Below are 17,146 nucleotides of genomic sequence, written 5' to 3' on the forward strand. Positions count from 1 at the left end.
TCAGTCAGGGGAGATGAAGATGTCGATCCACCGCCACCAGTTCAGCAGGCGCAGCATCCTTGCCGGGGCAGCAGCTGTCGGCCTCACGGGCACCCTCGCCGCCTGTGGCGGTTCCGACGACGACTCCGGCAAGAGCAGCGGGCCCGTCAAGCTGACCTACTGGACCTGGGCGCCGAACATGGAAAAGGTCGCCGCGATCTGGAACAAGAAGAACCCGGACATCACGGTCACCGTGTCCAAGCAGGCGGCCGGCAAGGACATCGTCTCCAAGCTGATCACCGCGAAGAAGGCGGGCAACGCCCCCGACCTCATCCAGGTCGAGTACCAGTCGCTGCCGACGCTGGTCTCCAACGACGTGCTCGCGGACATCTCGAAGTACGCGAAGTCCGCCAAGTCCCAGTTCGCCGAGGGACTTTGGAGCATGGTGACGCTCGGCACCGACGCGGTGTACGCGATCCCGCAGGACTCCGGGCCGCTGATGTTCTTCTACCGCGAGGACCTGTTCAAGAAGCACAACCTGACGGTTCCGGCGACCTGGGACGACTTCGCCAAGACCGCCCGCGCCGCCAAGAAGGCTGTTCCGGACGCCTACTTGACGACGTTCTCGTCCAACGACCCTGGTCTGTTCGCCGGGTTGGCGCAGCAGGCCGGTGCCAAGTGGTGGACCGTGCAGAGCGGCGGCAAGTGGACCGTCGGCATCGACGACGCGGCCACGAAGAAGGTCACCGACTTCTGGGGCGGGCTCGTCCAGGAGGGCGCGATCGACAACCAGCCGATGTACACGCCGGCTTGGAACAACGCGCTGAACAAGGGCACCCACCTCGGCTGGGTCTCCGCCGTGTGGGCGCCCGGTGTGCTCGTCAGCTCGGCCCCCGACACCAAGGGCAAGTGGCGCATGGCCCCGCTGCCGCAGTGGAGCGCGGGCGAGGACGTCACCGGCAGCTGGGGCGGCTCCTCCACCGGCGTCTCCACCGACTCCAAGCACACCGAGGCCGCGACCAAGTTCGCGAACTGGCTGAACACCGACCCGGAGGCGCTCGCCGCCCTGGTCAAGGAGGCCGGCATCTACCCGGCGGCCACCAAGGGCCAGTCCGGCTCGGTCCTCACCACCCCCGAGTTCTTCCCGAACCAGACCGACTTCTACGACACGGCCGCGAAGATCGCCGCCACCACGGCCGCGTCCGCCTGGGGCCCGAACGTCCAGGTCGCCTACGACACCTTCAGCGACGCGTTCGGCAAGGCCACCAAGGCGAAGAAGGCGGCGCAGTTCGACACCGCGCTCGCCACCATGCAGTCGTCGACCTTCACCGACATGAAGAAGCAGGGCTTCAAGGTGACCGAGGCATGACCAGCACTCCGCTCAAGGGCGCCGACCGGCCGACGGTCGGGCCCTTGGCGGACGGCACCGCCACCTCCGTCCGCCCCCGCCGCCTCCGTCGCCGTGGCCGCAGCGCGCCGTACTGGTTCCTCGTACCGGCCGTGCTCCTGTTCGCCGCCTTCACCGTCGTACCGATCGGGTACGCGGTGTGGCTCAGTCTCCACAAGGTCCAGGTCAAGGGCATCGGCCTCGGCAAGGGCGCCCGCCGGCAGGTCTGGAACGGCATCGGCAACTACACCGACGTCCTGCACGACTCCGAGTTCGGCCACAGCGTCCTGCGCGCCTTCGGCTACGGCCTGATCGTCATCCCCACGATGCTCGGTCTGGCCCTGGTCTTCGCGCTGATGCTGGACACCCCGCAGGCCCGCAGCGCCAAGTTCGCGCGCCTCGCGATCTTCCTGCCGTACGCCGTCCCCGGCATCATCGCCGCCCTGATGTGGGGCTTCCTGTACCTGCCGACGGTCAGCCCGTTCTACTACCTCCTGCGCGAGTTCAACCTCCCGCAGCCCGACCTGTTCGACGGCGGCAACCTGTACCTGTCCTTCGCGAACATCGCGGTGTGGGGCGGCACGGGCTTCAACATGATCGTCATCTACACCGCCCTGCGCTCCATCCCGCAGGAGATCTACGAGGCCGCCCGCATCGACGGCGCGTCCGACCTGAAGATCGCCCTGCGGATCAAGATCCCGATCGTGATGCCGTCCCTCGTGCTCACGTTCTTCTTCTCGGTCATCGCCACGCTCCAGGTCTTCACCGAGCCCATGGCACTCAAGCCGCTGACCAACGGCCTCTCCAGTTCCTGGAGTCCGCTGATGGCCATCTACGACGCCGCCTTCCTCAGGTCGGACATCTACGGCGCCTCCGCCACCGCCGTGGTGCTGGCCCTGGCGACCTTCGCGCTCTCCTTCACGCTGCTGCGCGTCTCCGACCGCTACACCCGGGAGGACCGGGCATGACCCCCCTCACCCTCACCGCCACCGACGCCCGCCCGGGCCCCGCGAAGCCGAAGCGCACCGCGTGGGTACCCACCGTGGTGCTGGTCATCGGCTCGCTGTACTGCCTGATCCCCGTGGTCTGGGTGGTCATCGCGGCCAGCAAGGGCCGCGGCGAACTGTTCTCCACGTTCACCTTCGCCCCCGGCTCCGGCTTCCTCGACAACATCAAGGACCTGAGCGCGTACCGCGACGGCATCTACTGGCAGTGGATGGTCAACTCCCTCTTCTACGCGGGCGGCGGCGCCCTGCTCTCCGCCGCGGTCTCGGCCGCCGGCGGCTACGCACTGGGCCGATTCGCCTTCAGGGGACGGGAGTTCATCTTCAAGCTGATGCTGGCCGGCGTCCTCGTCCCGAGCATCGTGCTGACCGTCCCCCAGTACTTCCTCCTCTCGAAACTGGGCCTGGCCGACTCGTACTGGTCGATGCTCCTCCCGTCGATCCTCTCCCCCTACGGCGTCTACCTCGTCCGTATCTACGCGGCCGCCTCCGTGCCCGCCGAACTCCTCGAAGCCGCCCGCATGGACGGCGCGAGCGAGTGGCGGATCTTCTCGCGGATCGCGGTGCCGATGATGATGCCGGGGCTCATCACGGTGTTCCTGTTCCAGTTCGTCGGCATCTGGAACAACTTCCTGCTGCCGTACGTGATGCTCGCGGACGACACCAAGTTCCCGCTCACGCTGGGCCTTTACACCCTGCTCAACCAGGGCGCCTCACAGCCCGCGCTCTACACCCTGGTCATCATGGGCTGCTTCCTCGCGATCCTGCCGCTGATCGCGCTGTTCCTGGTGATCCAGCGCTTCTGGTCCCTGGACCTGCTGAGCGGATCGGTCAAGGCCTGAGGTGTAAGCGCTGAGCCGTATCTCCCCCCACCGCACCTGAACCGGCAGAACGAGGACCATGGCCACCAGTCCGAACGGACGCCGTAAACCGCCCACCATCCACGACGTGGCCCGGGAGGCAGGGGTCTCCCGGGGGACCGTCTCCCGGTTCCTGAACGGCGGCCACTACGTCTCGCCGGCCGCTCGCACCGCGGTGGAGACGGCGATCAGGAAGACGGGCTACGTCGTCAACCGGCACGCCCGTTCCCTGAGCACCGGACGGTCGGACTCGGTGGCGTTCCTCCTCACCGAGCCGCAGGAGAAGTTCTTCGAGGACCCCAACTTCAATGTCCTGCTGCGGGGTTGCACCGAACACCTGGCCCGCCACGACATCCCGCTCCTGCTGATGCTGGCCTCGTCGAAGGACGAACGCCGTCGCCTGACCCGGTACATCACCTCGGGCCACGTGGACGGCGTCCTCCTCGTCTCCAACCACAGCGGCGACCCGGTGGCGGCCGAACTCCGGGACGCGGGCATCCCGTTGGTGGCCTGCGGCAAGCCGCTGGGCGCCGCCTCCAAGTACAGCTACGTCGCCGCGGCCGACCGCGACGGCGCCCAGGAGATGGTCCGCCACCTCATCGCCGCCGGCCGCCGCCGCATCGCCATGGTCACCGGCCCACTCGACGCACCCGGCGGCCCCGACCGCCTGGCCGGCTACAGGGACGTCCTCACGGAGGCGGGCTTGCCCCACGACCCGACCCTCGTGGTCGAGGGCGACTACCGGCGCACGGGCGGCGAGGAAGCGGCCCGCAGACTCCTCGCCCAGGCCCCCGACATAGACGCGGTCTTCGTAGCCTCGGACCTCATGGCCCTGGGAGTCGTCAACACCCTTCAGCAGTCCGGCCGTTCGGTCCCGGATGACATCGCTGTCGGAGGCTTCGACGACTCGGCGGCGGCCACCTCCATCACCCCGGCCCTCACGACGATGCGCCAGCCCTACGACCGCATCAGCGCCGAAATGGTGAGGATGCTCCTCGCCCAGATCGCCGGCGAGGACACGGCGGGCGTGATTCTGCCTACGGAACTGGTGGTACGCGAGTCGGCATAACGGTCGTAATTGTCAAACCAACCGGAACACGAGTACACGCATGTGAAGGCAGCAGCCGTCCGGTTCGTGTCGAGTCGGTGGGGCGTTCCATCCGTATTCTCTGATCATGGCCGCACCCCTCGCATATGCACTGATCGCCACCGACCTGGACGGAACGCTGCTGCGCGGCGACGACACGCTCTCCGACCGGTCCCGCGCCGTACTGCGGCGGGTGGCGGAGGCCGGTGCCCGGCACCTCGTCGTCACCGGCCGGCCCGCCCCGAGGGTGCGGCCCCTCCTCGACGACCTCGGCTCCAGAGGGCTCGCGGTGTGCGGACAGGGCGCGCAGTTGTACGACGCCGGCGCGGACCGTCTGCTCTGGTCGGTCACCCTGGACCGGGAGTTGGCGGAGACCGCGCTCGGCAAGATCGAGGCGGAGGTCGGCCAGGTGTACGCGGCGGTCGACCAGGACGGCGTGGACGGCCTGACGCTGATCGAGCCTGGCTACTTGATGCCGCACCCCACGCTCCCCGCGGTGCGGGTAGGCAGGCGCGACGACTTGTGGTGCGAACCCATCAGCAAGGTGCTGCTCCGTCACCCCGCCCTGGAGGACGACGAGTTGGCCTCCACGGCCCGCTCGGTGGTCGGTTCCCTGGCCTCGGTCACCATGTCGGGCCCCGGCACCGTCGAACTCCAGCCACTCGGCATCACCAAGGCGACGGGACTGGCTCTCGCCGCCCGCCACTTGGGCCTGACCCCGTCCGACACCATCGCCTTCGGCGACATGCCGAACGACATCCCGATGTTCGACTGGGCAGCCCACGGCGTCGCCATGGCCAACGCCCACCCCGAACTCAAGGCAGTGGCCGACGAGGTGACGTCCTCGAACGAGGACGACGGAATCGCGCTGGTCCTCGAAAGACTCTTCAGCTAGAACGCCCTGTTTTTAGGGGCGCGGGGAACTGCGCGACCAGCCACGACGGCGCTGCACTCAAAACACAACCCGTCGTGGCTGATCCAACGTTTTCTAGTAAGCGCCGTACACGTTGTCGATGGACCCATACACGGCCGCCGCGTAATTGCAGGCGGCGGTGATGTTCGCAACCGGGTCATACGGATCGAACGAAGTCCCGGCAACGTGATACGCGTTGAACGTCGGGTCGATCACCTGAAGCAACCCCTTCGACGGCGTACCCGCCGCCGCGTTGGAGTCCCAGTTGTTGATCGCGTACTGGTTCCCGGAAGACTCACGGATCACGTTCCGGTAGATCCCGTTGTACGTACCCGGAATCCCCTTCTGCGCCATGATCGCGAGCGACTCCCGGATCCACCCGTCAAGGGTGTTGGGGTACCCGGCAAGCGTGGTCGAGGCGGTGGTCGACGTGGTGGCCGCGGACGCGGTGGTCGCACCGACGACAGGCAGCGCGAGGATCGCGACACCGGTACCGGCGACAACGACACGGCGGACGAGGCGGGCGCGGCGGGACTGAGCGGTTGCAGGCATGACGAGGTTCCTCTCCGTCGCCTGCGAGGTGAGCTGTCGGGTTCGGGCTGGGAGGTGCCCGGCCAAGCCCTTGCGGACGTGACTTAACCCCAAGCCGTTCCGGTCATGACGACCGGCCCGGCGACTTACCTGGTTCCCCCGCTCCTGCCGTGCGAGAAGTTCGTGACTGGGATGCCGGGCGGCGGCAGGATTCGGCGTTCCGCTCGACAGGCCGGGAAACTATGCGAGAGCACATGTCCGGAACAAGTGGCGGAATCACACCTAACCCCTATTGACCTTGGTCTGAGGCGTATGGGGCGCTTGATCCTTTGCGCGAGCCAAGGGTCAACTGTCAAATGCCGTAAGGGAAAACGCGGGCAGACCAGGACACAGGTCACACACAGAAACGCGTGACCCAACTCACGGGAGGATTAAGAACGGCAAATCGGGCATTCGCCCTCAACTGGCAGTTCTCGGAATCCTTTTCTCCCATGTGCGGTGGAAGATCACTTCTTCGCCCTCGGTGCAGATGACCTCGTTCGAGGTAATAAATTCCGTTTCGTCGCAAGTAATCTCCGACCGCGTCCGCACGGTCGTGTCCCATCCCAGCTCCGGCCGGTGCAGCCGGATCGACCAGTCCGACCGGGTGCGCGCCGACAGCGGGTCCGACTCGTCGATCGTGTACGTCTCCAACGCGTCCTCGGTGAATTCGAGCCCGTCCGGGTACACGCGCGTGCCGCCGTACCGGGGATCCACTTCGAGCCGCCACTCGCCCTTCGCGACATCCCGTACGACCAACCGCTCGGGGCGTGGTTCGTCAAGGGTCGCCGGGTAGTTGACCCCGAGCGGCTCGGCCTCCTCGGGTTCCTCGAAACGGATGCCCTCCGTCAACTCCTGCTCCCGCACCGGGAGTTCGAGCGCGCTGCCCTCCGGGTCCAGCGTGAACCCCGCCGAAGACTCCGGCTGCGGCCAGATCCACGGCCAGTACGCCGACGACACCGCGAGCCGGATGCGGTGCCCGGGCGGGAACGCGTGCCCGATGCCGTTCAGCTCGAAGGTGACGTCCTCGGTGGTGCCCGGCGTCCACGGCACCGCCCGGTCCCGCCCGTGCCGCGCCGACAGGTTCAGCACACCCCGGGTGACGAGGGTCGAGGCACCGTCGGGGGCCACGTCGCACAGCCGGGCGATCACCTGCCCGCGCGGCACCCCGCAGGTCAGCCGGAGCCGTACCCTCGGCCGCCCCAGCACCCATGTCTCGGCCGGCACCTCGAACTCGAAGCAGGCCGACCGCGCGTCCTCGTCCCGCTGGTCCGGCGGGAGATCGGCGTCGTTCCCGAAGGGGAAGAAACGGCCCGCGTCCACACCGGTGTGCATGGGGGAGCGGACGATCACGGGCGCACCCCGGAGGCCGTACGTCGTCGTCTTCACGTGCGGCGAGGGCCACGCGGGCTCGCCGACCCAACGGCCCGGGAGGGTGTCGTAGACCGTGGCCGGGGGGTGGGAGTCGCTGACGTAGGCCCGTAGGAGCGGGTCGGACGTGACGCCGGTGTCCTTGTCCTTGAGCCAGTGGTCCCACCAGCGGAGGGTCTCCTGGAGGAAGCCGATCGCGGGGCCCGGCGGCAGGCCGCGGTCCGGGTACTGGTGCGACCAGGGGCCGATGAGGCCGCGTACGCGGTCCGGCGGGAGGTGTTCGACGAGCCGCAGGACCGTGTCGCGGTACGGGTCGTGCCAGCCGCCCACCGCGAGGACGGCCGCGTCGATCGCGCCGTAGTCCTCGCAGACACTGCCGTGCTTCCAGTAGTCGTCGCGGATCTGGTGGGCGAGCCAGGTGTGGATGAACGGGTCGATCCGTTCGAGGCGCTTGAGCCACATGTCGCGCCAGATCAGGCCCGCGTACTCGGGGTCCGGCGGGCGGGCGACGAAGGCGAGCATCGTGGCCGCCCAGGCGTGCAGGTCGACGGCGAGGGCGGAACCTCCCATGTAGTGCACGTCGTTGTCGTAGCGGTCGTCCGTGGAGCAGACCGTGACGATCGCCTTGAGCGGCTCGGGCGCGAGGGCCGCGATCTGGAGGGAGTTGAAGCCGCCCCAGGAGATGCCGAACATGCCGACCCTGCCGGTGCACCAGGGTTGCGCGGCAAGCCAGTTGACCACTTCTACGCCGTCGGCGAGTTCCTGGGCGTCGTACTCGTCGCCGGGGGCACCCTCACTGTTGCCGTGCCCGCGCACGTCGACCCGGACGGAGGCGTAGCCGTGGCCCGCGTACCAGGGGTGGCGCTGGGCGTCCCGGGGCGCGGTCCAGTCGGTCAGGCGGTACGGGAGGTATTCGAGGAGTGCGGGGACGGGTTCGTCCGTCACCGGGCGCCACACGCGCGCGTAGAGGCGGGTTCCGTCCGCGAGGGGGATGCGGATGTCCTCGTGGGTCGTCTCGTGGGGGAAGGACGTACGGATGCGCATGAGGGGACCCCTGGGTTCAGTGGACCGGATGCATGGTCCGGCGCAGCCACGGCGCGGCGGCCATCACCGCGAGGCCCGCGGCCACCGCGATCGCGCCGTTGACGCCGAAGTAGGCCGGCTTGGAGACGTCGTCGTAGAGCTTCACCGTCTGGGCCTGGATGCCGTTCGCGAGGGCGAGGGACAGGAACCAGAGGGACATGGTCTGGCTGGAGAAGGCGGCCGGGGCGAGCTTGGTGGTGGCCGACATGCCGGAGGTCTCCAGGAGGATGTCGCCGAGCCCGAGCAGGAAGTACGAGCCGACGATCCACCAGGCCGACATCCGGTAGGCGTCGCCGCTGTGCCCGCTGGTCGGCAGGACCATCAGAAGGAAGGAGAGGCCGCCGAGGACGACGCCGATCGCGATCTTGTTGGAGGCGTGCGGCTGGCCGCGGCCCATGCGGACCCAGAGCGCGGCGACCACGGGCGCGAGACCCACCTCGAAGGCACCGAGCGCGCTCGCGTACCAGCTGGCGGGGAAGTCGAAGCCCAGGATGGTCGTCTCGGCGTTCGACGCGGCCAGCAGCATCATCGTCGAATAGGCCTGGAAGAGAATGAAGTTGAAGACCGTGGAGGCCAGGAAGAGCACGATGTACGGGCGCAGCCGGCCGCGTTCCTCGGACGTCACCCGGGGGCTCGTGAACATCACCGAGAAGAACACGACCGGGGCGATCACGGAGATCACCGTGAGCAGGTCGACGAAGCGGCCCATCGTCAGCCAGCCGGCGGTGGCCAGCCCGGTCGCGAGCACGGCGGCGACCAGGATGCCCACGACGATCAGCCGCACCGCGCGGCGCAGCGCGTCCGGCGCGAGCGCGAACTCCGCGGTGTTCCTGCGACCGGCCAGGTGGCGGCGCCCTGCGACGTACTGGATGAGCCCGAAGGTCATGCCGACCGCGGCGGCCGAGAAGCCCCAGTGCCAGCCCTCGTGGTCGCCGAGCCAGCCGGTGATCAGCGGGCCCGCGAAGGCGCCGATGTTGATCGCCATGTAGTAGAGCGCGAAACCGGCGTCACGGCGCTCGTCGTCGGTGCGGTAGAGCTTGCCGACCATGGTGGCCACGTTGGGCTTGAGCAGGCCGGTGCCGGCGCTGATCAGGCCGAGGCCCACCCAGGTCATCGTGGAGGTGGGGACCGCCATCGCGTAGTGCCCGCAGGCGATCAGGATGCCGCCCCACAGCACCGCGCGGTACGAACCGAGGATGCGGTCGGCGAGCCAGCCGCCCGCGACCGAGACGAGATAGACCAGCGTTCCGTAGGCTGCCGACACGGACGCGGCCGTTCCGGACGACATGCCCATGCCGCCGTGCGCGACGGTATCCGCGAAGTAGAGGACGAGGATGGCCTGCATGCCGAGGAACGAGAAACGCTCCCAGACCTCAAGCCCGGAGAGCGTGAGCAGCCCCTTGGGCTGGCCGAAGAAGGCGTGGTCGTCCTCGGGGGGCGGTTGGTCGTCGGGTTCGGCTTCCAGTGCGGTTCGAGACACCATCCACTACTTCCGCGTAAGTCGATAAATATCCGTTCTTATCAGGTGATCGAAAACATACCGGTCGTGATCCGATACCGCCCCTGCTGGACGGGGTGGGCGGCATGGGTGATCGAAAGCTGACCGGATACGCTGACTTGAGTGATGCCAGCGACCTATCGACAAACCGTGTGACCGCCCAGGGACACCAGCAGACAGGAGACCCCTCGTGACCGTCGTCGGGCCGTTCGGGCTGAGCGTGCGGGACCAGGCTCTGGAAGCCGATGTCCAGGCCGGATTGACGGCCGTCGAGGAGGGTCTGCTCGAAGCCACCAAGAGCGAGGTCCCCTTCATCACGGAGGCCGCCCAGCACCTCGTGCGCGCGGGCGGAAAGCGGTTCCGGCCGCTCCTCGTGATGCTCGCCGCGCAGTTCGGCGACCCCTACGCGCCGGGTGTCGTGCCCTCGGCCGTCGTCGTCGAGCTGACCCACCTCGCCACGCTGTACCACGACGACGTCATGGACGAGGCGACCGTACGCCGCGGGGTGGAGAGCGCCAACGTCCGCTGGGGCAACTCGGTCGCGGTCCTCACCGGCGACTTCCTGTTCGCGCGCGCGTCGCACACCCTGGCCGACCTCGGCCCCGAGGCGGTGCGGGTGCAGGCCGAGGCGTTCGAACGCCTCGTCACCGGCCAGATCCTGGAGACCGCCGGCCCCTCCGACGGGCGCGACCCGGTCGAGCACTACCTCGACGTGCTCGGCGGCAAGACCGGCTCCCTGGTCGCGGTCGCCTGCCGCTTCGGCGCGATGATGTCCGGCTGCGACGACACGGTCGTGGACGTCCTCACCCAGTACGGCGAGCGGCTCGGCGTCGCCTTCCAGCTCGCCGACGACGTCCTGGACATCGCCTCCGACGGGGAGGAGTCCGGCAAGACCCCGGGCACGGACCTCCGCGAGGGCATCCCCACGCTGCCGGTGCTGCTGCTCCGCGAGCGGGCCGCCCGCCTGGGGCTCGCCGAGGACATCGCCCTGTGCGAACTGCTCGACTCCGACCTCACGGACGACGCCCGGCACGCCGAGGCGCTCTCCCGGCTCCGCGTCCACCCGGCCCTGGAGCAGGCCCGCCGCGACACCGTCCGCTACGTGGAGGACGCCCGCGCGGCTCTCGCCCCGCTCCCCGAGTGCGACGCCAAGGTCGCGCTTCTGGAGATGTGCGACGCGGTGGTGCACCGGGCGGGCTGAGGTCGGCTCCTTCGGGGGCCTCAACTGCTGTACGGAGGCGGCGTCTTCCCCCTAAGGGTTTGGGGAGGCGTCGCCTCCGTGTGTCATACCCCAGGCGTACGCGGAGTTGGCTCCCGGGTCTGACGCTTATCTCTCGGGGATTTGGTCAGATGGAGAACACGGAAAACACCACTCCTCACCGAATCGGGTGAGAATGGCGGCACAGGGTGGGACGCGTAGAAGACGGACTGGCCGCCGCCGACGACGGAGGTAAGGCAGACATGGCACCGTACGAAACCGACGACAGCACGGACACCGGAGAGCGCGACGAGCTCCGGGCCGGGCGGCGCAGGGCGGCGCGGTACATCGTCCCGGTCACCGTGGTGGGGGTGGCGGCGGCGACCATCGGACTGGTCCCGGCGCTCGCCGACTCCGGCGACCCGAACCTTCCCAAGGTCACCGCTCAGCAGCTCATCGACAAGATCGCCAAGTCGGACGTCCAGCAGCTGTCCGGCACCGTGAAGATCAGCACCGACCTGGGCCTGCCCGACCTCGGCGGCCTGGAGAGCGGCATGCTGTCCGGCGCCACGAAGTCCGGCGACGGCTCCTCCGCCGACCCGACGACCAAGCTCACCGAGCTGGCCACCGGCACCCACACCCTGCGCGTCGCGGCCGACGGCCCCGACAAGCAGAAGGTCTCCCTGCTGGAGAACGCGGCGGAGTACAGCCTCATCCACAACGGCAAGGACGTCTGGGGCTACGACAGCCAGACGAACGAGGTCTTCCACGGCACGACCGCGGCCGACGCCTCCAAGAGCGACGAGACCCGGGCCACGCCCCAGGGCCTCACCGACGAGGCGCTCAAGTCGGTCGACGACACGACGTCCGTCACGGTCGACGGCACGGAGCATGTTGCCGGGCGGGACGCCTACAAGCTGCTGATCAAGCCCAAGCAGTCCGGTACGACGGTCGGCGCGATCAGCATCGCGGTGGACGCGAAGACCGGCCTGCCGCTCAAGTTCACGCTCACCCCGGCGAGCGGCGGCGCGGCCGTCGTCGACGTCGGCTTCACCCAGCTCAGCCTCAGCAAGCCGGCCGCCTCGACCTTCGACTTCAAGACGCCCAAGGGCGCGAAGGTCACCACGGAGGACAGCCCGGGCAAGGCGACTCCGGACCACTCCGCCCCGTTCGGCAAGAACGACAAGACGAACAAGGCGGACAAGGGTCTGGGCAAGGGCGCCGACGATCCCACGGTCATCGGCAAGGGCTGGAACTCCATCGCCGTCTTCGAGACCGGCGGCCAGGGCATCCCGTCCGGCTCCAAGTCCGGTGGCGGCGACCTCGGCGGCTTCCTCAGCTCGCTCGGCGACCAGGTGAAGGGCTCCTTCGGTTCGGGCACGGTCTACTCGACCCGGCTGATCAACGCCCTGGTCACCGACGACGGCAAGGTCTACGTCGGCGCGGTCACCAAGAGCGCGCTGGTCAAGGCGGCGGACGCGGCGAAGTAGGTACCGGCGGCTGATCAACTGCCGCAGGGGCACGACGAATTGAGGGAGCCGATGGGCGAACCGTCCGCTGAGGTGCCGGAAAAGGTGGACCCGGGTGACGGCATCATCGCCACCCGTGGTCTCACCAAGCGCTTCCGCGGCGGGCAGCTCGCCGTGGACGGTCTCGACCTGACCGTCCCGGCGGGCAGCGTCTTCGGCTTCCTCGGACCCAATGGCTCGGGCAAGACCACCACCATCCGCATGCTGATGGGGCTGATCGAACCTACGTCCGGGACGGCCCGTGTGCTGGGGCGACCTATGCCTCGGTCTGTGCGTACGGTTCTGCCGCGCGTCGGTGCGCTGATCGAGGGGCCTGCCTTGTACGGGTTCCTGTCCGGTCGCGACAACCTGCTTCGGTACGACGCCGCCGACCCGACCGCCGATCCGCGTACCCGGCGGGATCGGGTCGCCGTCGCGCTGGATCGGGTGGGGCTGACTGCCGCCGCCGGCAAGAAGGCGAAGGCGTACTCGCTGGGGATGAAGCAGCGGCTGGGGCTTGCGTCTGCCTTGCTCCAGCCCCGTGAGCTGCTCGTGCTGGACGAGCCGACGAACGGGCTCGACCCGCAGGGGATGCGTGAAATCCGGTCTCTGATCCGGGAGTTGGCGTCCGACGGCACGGCAGTCTTCCTCTCCTCGCACCTCCTGGACGAGATCGAGCAGGTCTGCACCCACGCGGCGGTGATGGCACAGGGCAGGCTGATCACACAGGGCTCGGTGACCGAGCTGGCGGCGGGGACACGGGGCAGGCTGTTCGTGGCGACCCCCGACACCGGGGACGCGGCACGGGTGCTGAAGGAACTGGGGCTGGCCGACGTGGTCGTAGCGGAGGAGCGGGTGACGGCGGAGCCGCCGGAGCGTGAACTGGCCGAGGTGAACAAGGCGTTGGTGACCGCCGGAGTCCGCGTGCGTGGCTTCGGGGTCGAGCGGGCCTCGCTGGAGGACGCGTTCGTGGCGCTCACCGGGGAGGGCTTCGATGTCGCAGGCTGACCTCGCCGTGCGGGCACCCCGCCTGATGTGGACCTTCGGACTGCTGCGCAGCGAGCTGGTGACGACGTTCCGGCGCTGGCGCACGCTCGCGCTGCTCGGCGTGCTGGCCGCCGTGCCGATCCTGGTCGGGATCGCGGTCAAGCTGGAGACTCAGGACGGGGCTGGGCCTGGGCGTGGGGACGGGGGTGGTGGGCCCGCGTTCATCGCGCAGATCACCAACAACGGGCTGTTCCTGGTGTTCACGGCGTTGGCCGCTACGCTTCCGTTCTTCCTGCCGATGGCCATCGGGGTTGTCGCGGGGGACGCGATCGCGGGTGAGGCCAGCGGGGGTACCTTGCGGTATCTCCTGGTGGCTCCGGCCGGTCGTACTCGGTTGCTCCTCACCAAGTACGCGACGGTGCTGACGTTCTGTGTGGTGGCGACGCTGGTCGTGGCGCTTTCGGCGCTGACGGTGGGGGCGTTGCTCTTTCCGCTGGGGGATCTGACGACCATCTCCGGTACGCAGATCAGTTTCGCGGAGGGATTGGGGCGGGCGCTGTTGATCGCGCTGGTCGTTGCCGCGTCGCTTGTCGGTATCGCGGCCCTGGGGCTGTTCATCTCGACGATGACCAGCAGTGGGATCGCGGCGATGGCTACCACCGTGGGGCTGCTGATCACCGTTCAGATCCTTGACCAGATTCCCCAACTGCACGCGCTTCAGCCGTACTTCTTCTCCCACTACTGGCTGTCCTTCGCCGACCTCATGCGCGAACCGGTGTACTGGGACGACCTGGTGAAGAACCTGGGTCTTCAGGCGTTGTACGCGGCGGTGTTCGGGTCGGCGGCCTGGGCGCGGTTCACGGCGAAGGACATCACGGCGTAGGGAAGCGGGCGAGCGGGGCTTCCTGGGTGAAGAACGTCTTCGCTCGGGTCAGTGCCTCGGTGTCTTTCAGCACGTCTCCGGGGGCGCTGCCGTTGCCGAGCAGGACTCCGCCGAAGCGCATCTTGAGGTAGGCGGCCGAGTTGTTGAGCGTGCCGATCACCGGGTCGGCGACCACGGGTTCGGTGTCGGCGAGGGCGGAGACGCCCCAGAGCGTGCGGCCGGCCATCGTCGCCTTGAAGTCGGCGCCGGGGACGCGCAGCCAGTCGGACCAGTAGTCCAGGTAGCGCTTGGTGAGGCCGGAGAGCGAGTACCAGTAGACCGGCGAGGCGATCACGATGTCCGTCGCGGTGAGGGTGGCGTCGAGGAGTTGCCGGATGGTGTCGTTCTCGGTGGGCTGGACCGCCCCGACGATTCCGTCGTGCCGGATGTCCAGGAAGTCGGGGAGCGGGTGGTCGGCCAGGCGGATCCACTCCTGCTCGACGCCCGGGGGCAGCTGCTCGGCGGCCCTGCGGGCGAGGAGTTCGGTGTTGCCGTCCAGGCGGGCGCTGCCCAGCACGAAGAGGAAGCGGCGGGTCATGGGTCCCCCAGGGGTAATCGGCGTGCGGCGGTTATAGCCGTATGCATTATATGCGCGCGCAATCATCTGTCCATGGGGTGCCTGTGGAGAGTGCGGTGCGGGATGCGGTGGGTTCGCCCGCAGGTGTGGGGGTGGGCCGGGCTCGTGGGCCATCCCGGCCCGTTCCGGGCGGGCTTCAGCGTGGGTGGCGGATCGTGCCGGTGAGGCGGGCCAGGGCTTCTGTTTCGCGGGGTGGGTCGCCGGTGAGGTCGCCGATGCGCCAGGAGGGGACCCAGGGGACGCGGTAGACGTCGATCACCGACTCGATGGCCTTGATGTGCTGGACGAGTTGGCGGGGGAGACGGCCGGGTGCGTCCGCTACGAGGACTACGGCGTCCAGGTCGAGCCCCGCGGGGGCCTCGCCGCGGCGGAAGACCTCCAGGGCGCGGGAGACGGCGGCCAGCCCTGCGGCATGCGTGCGGGCGACGAGCAGGATGGACGGGGGGTCCTCGGGGCCCGGCCAGTCGCGGCCGCAGTCCTGGCCGCCGTAGACCTCGGCGAGGGTGGTGACGCCGGTGCCGCCGTGGGTGGCGACCCAGGAGAAGCGGCGGCGTGGGGTGGTGGCGATGCCGGCCGGGATGCGGGTGGGGATACTGGAGGGGCGCTCGGGTGGTTCCGGTGCCTCTGCGTGCGGGCCGTTGTCCACCGGCAGCGGTACCGGTCCGCGGAGCCAGATCTCCGGGCCCTGCCGTCCACCTGTCTGCATGACCGAGTTCCTCCCTCGTGGTCCCGCCGGTCCTCACGGAACTCCTGGGACGAGGCTGTGACGTCGCGGTTACCTGAGAACCTGAAGGGAACGGCGAGACTCAACAGTACGCGTACGAACGGATCTTGACGCTGGGGAACGCGGGCCGCCTCCCCGACGCATGCGAGTGAGGGAACCGATGACTCGACTCAGCCGCGAGAAGAAGCGGGAACAGAAGCGAGCCGCACGCTCGGCACCCGCCGCGTCACCTTTCGAGGTACGCGTCCCCGTGGACGGCACGGGCGCCGGGGGTGCGTCGATCGGTGGAGTGCCGGTGGCCGTGGCCGCGGGCGAGGAGATCCAGCAGGCGGTTCTGAGTCAGCTTCATCGCATCGCCTCGGCCACGGGGCACCCCGTGCACGCGACCGTCCACGACGACCGGATCGGGTACGTCGTTCCGCTCCAGATCGATCCGGACGGGTCCAGTCACTTCTCGGCGGAGCCGATGGCGATGGGCGGCCCAGGGGAAGGGGCTGCCCCGGTCGGGTTTCCGCCGCCGCCGCCCGCGCTGCCGCCGGCGGTGTCCGCCGACGTCGTAGGACCGGAAGCGGAATTGTCGCGGGAACCTGCGGATCGCCGTGGGGTGAGCGGTGATCCGGTGACCCATCGGCTGCGGGCCGTGTCCGCTCCGGGGGTGGAGGGGGAGGTGGTTCCGACCTTTCCGTTGCGGGCTGTGCCTGAGTCGGTGGGGGAGTCGGCGCCGACCTTTCCGCTGCACGCGGTGCCGGAGTCGGCCGAGGGGGGTGCGCCGCTGGGGTCGGTCCAGGCGCCTACGGGTGCGTTCGGGCCGCCGCCGGTGATGGACGCGGCGCCGGTCGCGGACGTACCGCCGGTCGCTCCGGAACGTGCCTCCCGTCCTGCCGCCATTCCCATTCCCGACCTCGCGCTCACCGCCCCGGAACCGGACCCCAAGCCGACGCCCGCGCGGGGGTTCGACGCCGTGGCCGAGGCCGTGCTCGGGGACGAACCGGTGACGACCGACGGTGCGGGGACCGCGTTTCTCATCGAGCCGATGGTGCGGATCAACGAGGCCGTCAAGGCGGGGCGGATCGAGGAAGCGGTGGGGCTGGCGGAGCGGACCGTCGGGGATGCGGCGGGCGCTCTCGGGCCTGAGCACCCCGAGGTTCTGCGGTTGCGCGAACTCGCCGCCTACATCGCCTACTTGGCCGGTGACCCGCTCCGCGCCTTCCATCTCTCCCTCGACCTCGCCCGCATCCGCCACCGCGCCCACGACGCGGAGGCCGCCTACGGCAACGTCCAGAGCGCGGCCACGGCCTGGCGCGCCGTACGCGACCCGGAGCAGGGCCTCGCCCTCGGCCGCGACCTCATCGACCTGTGGACCGGACTCACCACCGAGGACGGCCCCGCCGTAGAGGACATCGAGGAACTGGAGTCCGCCCGCGCCCGTATGGGGCGTCTCACGGAGCGCGCCCGCAGGGCTGCTGAGTGAAGCCCGG

Annotated in this window: 15 protein-coding genes and 1 riboswitch; of the genes, 10 read left to right on the forward strand and 5 right to left on the reverse strand. The window is 69.1% G+C overall.

Annotated elements, in window-relative coordinates:
- The first annotated feature begins 13 nt into the window (after positions 1-13).
- From OG407_RS30215 to OG407_RS30235, 5 genes are all read left to right on the forward strand, one after another.
- On the forward strand, positions 14-1,348 hold the full coding sequence (locus OG407_RS30215) for an ABC transporter substrate-binding protein (protein ID WP_405862799.1): 1,335 nt from the start codon (positions 14-16) through the stop codon (positions 1,346-1,348).
- Positions 1,345-2,334 (forward strand): carbohydrate ABC transporter permease, encoded by a 990-nt coding sequence (locus OG407_RS30220; protein WP_405862800.1) that lies wholly within the window; start codon positions 1,345-1,347, stop codon positions 2,332-2,334. Before OG407_RS30215 ends, OG407_RS30220 begins: the two co-directional genes overlap by 4 nt.
- On the forward strand, positions 2,331-3,212 hold the full coding sequence (locus OG407_RS30225; RefSeq protein ID WP_405862801.1) for a carbohydrate ABC transporter permease: 882 nt from the start codon (positions 2,331-2,333) through the stop codon (positions 3,210-3,212). The genes OG407_RS30220 and OG407_RS30225 overlap by 4 nt, the downstream gene beginning before the upstream one ends.
- A 58-nt stretch (positions 3,213-3,270) precedes the next feature.
- Positions 3,271-4,299 carry a LacI family DNA-binding transcriptional regulator gene (locus OG407_RS30230; RefSeq protein ID WP_366497370.1) on the forward strand — a complete coding sequence of 343 codons (1,029 nt, stop codon included), beginning with the start codon at positions 3,271-3,273 and terminating at the stop codon, positions 4,297-4,299.
- 106 nt (positions 4,300-4,405) lie between these two features.
- Positions 4,406-5,212: an HAD family hydrolase gene (locus OG407_RS30235; RefSeq protein WP_403582837.1), complete on the forward strand. Its 807-nt coding sequence runs from the start codon at positions 4,406-4,408 to the stop codon at positions 5,210-5,212.
- A gap of 93 nt (positions 5,213-5,305) precedes the next feature.
- Here OG407_RS30235 and OG407_RS30240 read toward each other — a convergent pair whose 3' ends face one another.
- The 3 genes from OG407_RS30240 to OG407_RS30250 all read right to left on the reverse strand — a co-directional run bounded on the left by OG407_RS30240 (position 5,306) and on the right by OG407_RS30250 (position 9,737).
- Positions 5,306-5,782, reverse strand: a complete 477-nt coding sequence (locus OG407_RS30240; protein ID WP_266860791.1) for a transglycosylase SLT domain-containing protein — start codon at positions 5,780-5,782, stop codon at positions 5,306-5,308.
- 5 nt (positions 5,783-5,787) lie between these two features.
- A riboswitch (cyclic di-AMP (ydaO/yuaA leader) is annotated at positions 5,788-5,989 on the reverse strand.
- A gap of 231 nt (positions 5,990-6,220) precedes the next feature.
- A complete protein-coding gene (locus OG407_RS30245; RefSeq protein WP_405862802.1) occupies positions 6,221-8,215 on the reverse strand; it encodes a CocE/NonD family hydrolase in 1,995 nt (664 codons plus the stop codon).
- Between the two features lie 16 nt (positions 8,216-8,231).
- A complete protein-coding gene (locus tag OG407_RS30250) occupies positions 8,232-9,737 on the reverse strand; it encodes a peptide MFS transporter (RefSeq protein WP_405862803.1) in 1,506 nt (501 codons plus the stop codon).
- A gap of 205 nt (positions 9,738-9,942) precedes the next feature.
- On the opposite strand from OG407_RS30250, the gene OG407_RS30255 reads away from it, so the two are divergent.
- From OG407_RS30255 to OG407_RS30270, 4 genes are all read left to right on the forward strand, one after another.
- Complete coding sequence (locus OG407_RS30255; RefSeq protein ID WP_033282530.1) at positions 9,943-10,953, forward strand: polyprenyl synthetase family protein; 1,011 nt, start codon at positions 9,943-9,945, stop codon at positions 10,951-10,953.
- 260 nt (positions 10,954-11,213) lie between these two features.
- Complete coding sequence (locus tag OG407_RS30260) at positions 11,214-12,440, forward strand: LolA family protein (protein ID WP_405862804.1); 1,227 nt, start codon at positions 11,214-11,216, stop codon at positions 12,438-12,440.
- Between the two features lie 51 nt (positions 12,441-12,491).
- On the forward strand, positions 12,492-13,466 hold the full coding sequence (locus OG407_RS30265) for an ABC transporter ATP-binding protein (protein WP_405862805.1): 975 nt from the start codon (positions 12,492-12,494) through the stop codon (positions 13,464-13,466).
- Positions 13,453-14,328 (forward strand): ABC transporter permease, encoded by an 876-nt coding sequence (locus OG407_RS30270; protein ID WP_403582851.1) that lies wholly within the window; start codon positions 13,453-13,455, stop codon positions 14,326-14,328. Before OG407_RS30265 ends, OG407_RS30270 begins: the two co-directional genes overlap by 14 nt.
- Here OG407_RS30270 and OG407_RS30275 read toward each other — a convergent pair.
- A complete protein-coding gene (locus OG407_RS30275; protein WP_405862806.1) occupies positions 14,318-14,905 on the reverse strand; it encodes a flavodoxin family protein in 588 nt (195 codons plus the stop codon). The genes OG407_RS30270 and OG407_RS30275 overlap by 11 nt on opposite strands.
- Positions 14,906-15,080: 175 nt before the next feature.
- Positions 15,081-15,650: a DUF6668 family protein gene (locus tag OG407_RS30280; protein ID WP_405862807.1), complete on the reverse strand. Its 570-nt coding sequence runs from the start codon at positions 15,648-15,650 to the stop codon at positions 15,081-15,083.
- Between the two features lie 178 nt (positions 15,651-15,828).
- On the opposite strand from OG407_RS30280, the gene OG407_RS30285 reads away from it, so the two are divergent.
- Positions 15,829-17,139 (forward strand): tetratricopeptide repeat protein, encoded by a 1,311-nt coding sequence (locus OG407_RS30285; protein WP_405862808.1) that lies wholly within the window; start codon positions 15,829-15,831, stop codon positions 17,137-17,139.
- The last annotated feature ends 7 nt before the right edge of the window (positions 17,140-17,146 follow it).

The organism is Streptomyces sp. NBC_01515, assembly GCF_045040345.1.
Lineage (GTDB): Bacteria > Actinomycetota > Actinomycetes > Streptomycetales > Streptomycetaceae > Streptomyces.